The 3,719-nt window shown below is 72.4% G+C and carries 3 protein-coding genes; 1 reads left to right on the plus strand and 2 read right to left on the minus strand.

The window, feature by feature from the left end; translation table 11 throughout:
- Positions 1 to 224: 224 nt before the first annotated feature.
- Positions 225 to 1,181, minus strand: coding sequence for a helix-turn-helix domain-containing protein (locus AOK15_RS40740; RefSeq protein ID WP_055524251.1), 957 nt, complete (start codon positions 1,179 to 1,181; stop codon positions 225 to 227).
- Positions 1,182 to 1,369: 188 nt separating this feature from the next.
- On the opposite strand from AOK15_RS40740, the gene AOK15_RS40745 reads away from it, so the two are divergent.
- Positions 1,370 to 2,422 carry a saccharopine dehydrogenase family protein gene (locus AOK15_RS40745; RefSeq protein WP_055524253.1) on the plus strand — a complete coding sequence of 351 codons (1,053 nt, stop codon included), beginning with the start codon at positions 1,370 to 1,372 and terminating at the stop codon, positions 2,420 to 2,422.
- A gap of 91 nt (positions 2,423 to 2,513) precedes the next feature.
- Here AOK15_RS40745 and AOK15_RS40750 read toward each other — a convergent pair whose 3' ends face one another.
- Positions 2,514 to 3,317, minus strand: coding sequence for an endonuclease I family protein (locus AOK15_RS40750; RefSeq protein WP_055524255.1), 804 nt, complete (start codon positions 3,315 to 3,317; stop codon positions 2,514 to 2,516).
- Positions 3,318 to 3,719 lie beyond the last annotated feature (402 nt).

Raw genomic sequence — 3,719 nt, forward strand, 5'->3', positions numbered from 1 at the left:
GCTTGGGTACGGCGGGCTGGGCGCGAGCTGCTTGGGTACGGCGGGCTGGGCGCGAGCGGGCCATGTGAGCGGGCTTGGGGCGGGTGGCCCCCTGGTAGGAGCGGGCCGGCAACGAGCAGGCCGGGCGCAGCGGCTGGGGCGCAAGCGCTGGGGCGCGAGCGACTCGGCCGCGTGGTCCGGGCAGGGGCGGCGGCCCGAGCACGTGCGGCCTCCGCTCCCCCGGATCACCCGGCCGTCTCGGCCGAGCGGGCGCGGAAGGTGCGGCGGTACGTGTCCGGCGGTACTCCGACCGTGCGGTTGAAGTGCCGCCGGAGGGTCGTCGCCGTACCCATGCCGGTGGCCTCCGCGATGGCGTCCACGCCGTCGTCGGTGGCCTCCAGCAACTCCTGGGCTCGCCGGATGCGTTGGGTCAGCAGCCACTGCAACGGGGTGGTGCCGGTCGCCGCCCGGAAGTGGCGGCCCAGGTGACGGGCGCTCATGTTCGCCCTGCGCGCCAGGTCCTCCACGGTCAGCGGCTGGTCGAGGCGTTCCAGCACCCAGGGGAGCAGCGCGCCCAGCGGATGGTCGTCCCGCGCGGGCACCGGAGCCGTGACGAACTGGGCCTGGCCACCCGCCCGGTGCGGCGGTACGACCAGCCGCCGGGCGGCGGTGTTGGCGACCGCCGAACCGTGGTCCAGGCGCACCAGATGCAGACAGAGGTCCAGCGCGGCGGCCTTGCCCGCGGACGTGAGCACGCTGCCGTTGTCCACGTACAGCACGTCCGGGTCGACCTCCACCTCCGGGTGGCGGGCGGCCAGGACGTCGGTGTGGGCCCAGTGCGTGGTCGCCCGTCTGCCGTCCAGCAGGCCGGCGGCGGCCAGCACGAACGCGCCCGTGCACAGCGAGGCCACCCTCGCGCCCGCCTCGTGGGCAGCGCGCACCGCGTCGACCAGGGCGGCGGGCGGCTCCACGTCGACGTCGGCCCAGCCGGGCACGATCACCGTGTCCGCGTGGGGGAGTCGGTCCAGTCCGTGGTCGGGTTCCAACCGGAACCGGCCGACCCGCACCGCGTCCGGTCCGCAGACCGAGACGTCGTACCAGGGGCCGGGGACGCCGTCCGGGACGGACCCGAAGATCTCGTACGCCACGGACAGTTCGAAGTGCAGCATGCCCTCGGTGACGGCCAGCGCGAGAGAAACCATGTCCGGAATTGTACGCGGCATGTCGTTCCGGACACTCACCAGGAGGCCGTCACCCTCGCCAGGATGGTCACCACGGAACGACGGAACACATCACGACCGACGGAACGACGGATCGGCGTGATGACCGAACGCCGTTGCCACGTGGGGCTTTTCGCGTACGGCGACGGCGACGAACGGTGGGAGAGACGATGGGTACGGCGACAGGGTCGAAGCGGCGCACGGTGGCGGTCTTCGGCGCGTACGGGCACACCGGGCGGTTCGTGGTGGCGGAGTTGCGGGCGCGTGGCTTCCACCCGGTGGCGGTGGGGCGGGACGCCGGCAAGCTGCGGGCGTTCGCGGCCGCCGAGCCGGGACCGGCGCTCGACGCCCGGACGGCCTCGGTCGACGACGCGGCCTCCCTCGACCGCGCGCTGGCGGGCGCGGACGCGGTGATCAACTGCGCCGGGCCCTTCGCGGTGACCGCCGCCCCGGTGATCGAGGCGGCCCTGCGCGCCGGGATCCCGTACGTGGACGTGGCCGCCGAGATCGAGGCCAACGTCGACACCTTCGCCCACTTCACCGAACGGGCCCGTGCCGCCGGGGCTCTGATCGTCCCGGCGATGGCCTTCTACGGCGGCCTCGGCGACCTGCTCGTCACGGCGGCGATGGGGGACTGGACGGCGGCCGACGAGGCGCACATCGCGTACGGGCTGAGCGGCTGGCACCCCACGGCAGGGACCCGCGAGGCGGGCGCCGTCTCCCGGGAGCGCAGGGACGGCCGCCGGGTGCGCTACGCGAACGGCGGGCTGGAGTACCGGGACGACGCCGCGCCCGGCCTGAAGTGGTCCTTCCCCGAGCCGATGGGCACCAGGGCCGTCATCGGCGAGTTCAGCATGGCCGACATCGTCACCGTGCCCAGCCATCTGTCCGTCCCCGACGTGACCACGTACATGACCGTCGAGGCCGCCGGTGAACTGGCGGACCCGGAGACCCCGGCCCCCACCGCGTCCGACGAGCGGGGGCGGTCCGAGCAGACCTTCCTCGTCGACGCCGTCGTCCGCTCCGGCGGGGTGGAGCGGCGGGCCGTGGCCCGCGGCCAGGACATCTACGCCGTCAGCGCGCCCCTCGCGGTGGAGGCGGTGGACCGCGTCCTCACGGGGCGGACCCGCGCGAAGGGTGTCGTCTCCGCCGGGGCGGCCTTCGACGCGGCCGACTTCCTGCGGGCGCTGTCGGCGCACCTCACCGTCGAACTGGTCGGGTGAACGGCTGGGCGTACCGCCCCCGAGGCCCCCGGCAGCACGACGGGCTCCCGGCCGATCGCCGGCCGGGAGCCCGTGCGGTACGGATCCGCCGCTACCAGATCGCCTCGACCCACTCCGGGTGGTCGATGAACGGGTTCCGGTTGCCCTGGTAGTTGGAGTAGATGAGGTCGTTGCGGCGCTCTTCCCACGCGTCCGGCGGGTCCTCGTCGTTCCAGGCCTTCAGTACGGAGAGCCGGCCGTGGAAGCGGGTGCCGCCGTTGTCGACGGCGTCGTTGGGCTCCAGGTTGGGCCAGCCGTCGTCCCCTTCGTAGCGGACGGCCATGTAGAGGATCATGCGGGCCACGTCACCCTTGACCGCGTCGCGCGGCTCGAAGGAGTTCGAGTCGATGAGGCTGCCGCCGCTGTTGGTGAAGGTGCTGCCGCCGTTGTCGAAGTCGAGGTTGCCGCGCCGGGCGTTGACCTGGACGTCCTCGGCGCGCAGGTGGTGCAGGTCGGTGCCGGGACCGGCGGAGGTGCCGAAGTCGCCGTGGGACTGGGCCCACACGTGCTCGCGGTTCCAGTTGCCGGTGTTGCCGCCGTTGAGGGACTTGCTGCGGGAGATGCCGCTGTACAGCAGCTTCACGTTGCTGCTGTTGTTGGGGTCCTGGTCGGTGACCTTCAGCGCGTTCCAGACCGCCGAGTACGAGATGGACGTCTGGTCGCTGATGATCGTGTGCAGCGAGGACTTGAGCGCCGTGCCGGTCTTGCCGACCGCGTTCGCGTAGTACGTGTCGTCGTACGCCGTCGTCGTCGCCGAGGCGGGGGCGGCGGTGGCCGCCGGCAGGACGAGACCGGCGAGCACGGCCGACGTCGCGAGCGCGACCGTCTTCCAACTGCGTATCCGCGCAGCAGGCATGAGGGGTTGTCCCTTCCCAGAGGGCCGCGTGGAACGAGGGGTGGTTCGGGGAGTCTCGTTCTACGCGGGTTGACTGTGTGGGTAATCGAGAGATTGGCATGGACGGGTCAGTCCGTGTGTAAAGGGAAGGGGGCGGTTCGGTGACGTTTTTGAGAACGCGTCAACTTCCTTCAGCACAAAGACCTCTGCGCGCCCCGATCCAAGGGGAGGCCCTCATTGACGTGCGACGTCAGGCGTGCTGCGGGTCGGCGGAGGAAGGTGCCGAGACGGTGGACGGCCGGGTCGGGAGGTCCAGCAGTGTCAGATAGCGGCTGACGTGGGTGGCCGCGTGGAGCATGGCGACTCCCCGTGCGGTCAGCCTGCGCTGCCAGTCGCCGAGGGAGGCGGCGAGGGCGTCCGCGC

The sequence above is a fragment of the Streptomyces ossamyceticus genome, from assembly GCF_001418475.1.
Lineage (GTDB): Bacteria > Actinomycetota > Actinomycetes > Streptomycetales > Streptomycetaceae > Streptomyces > Streptomyces ossamyceticus.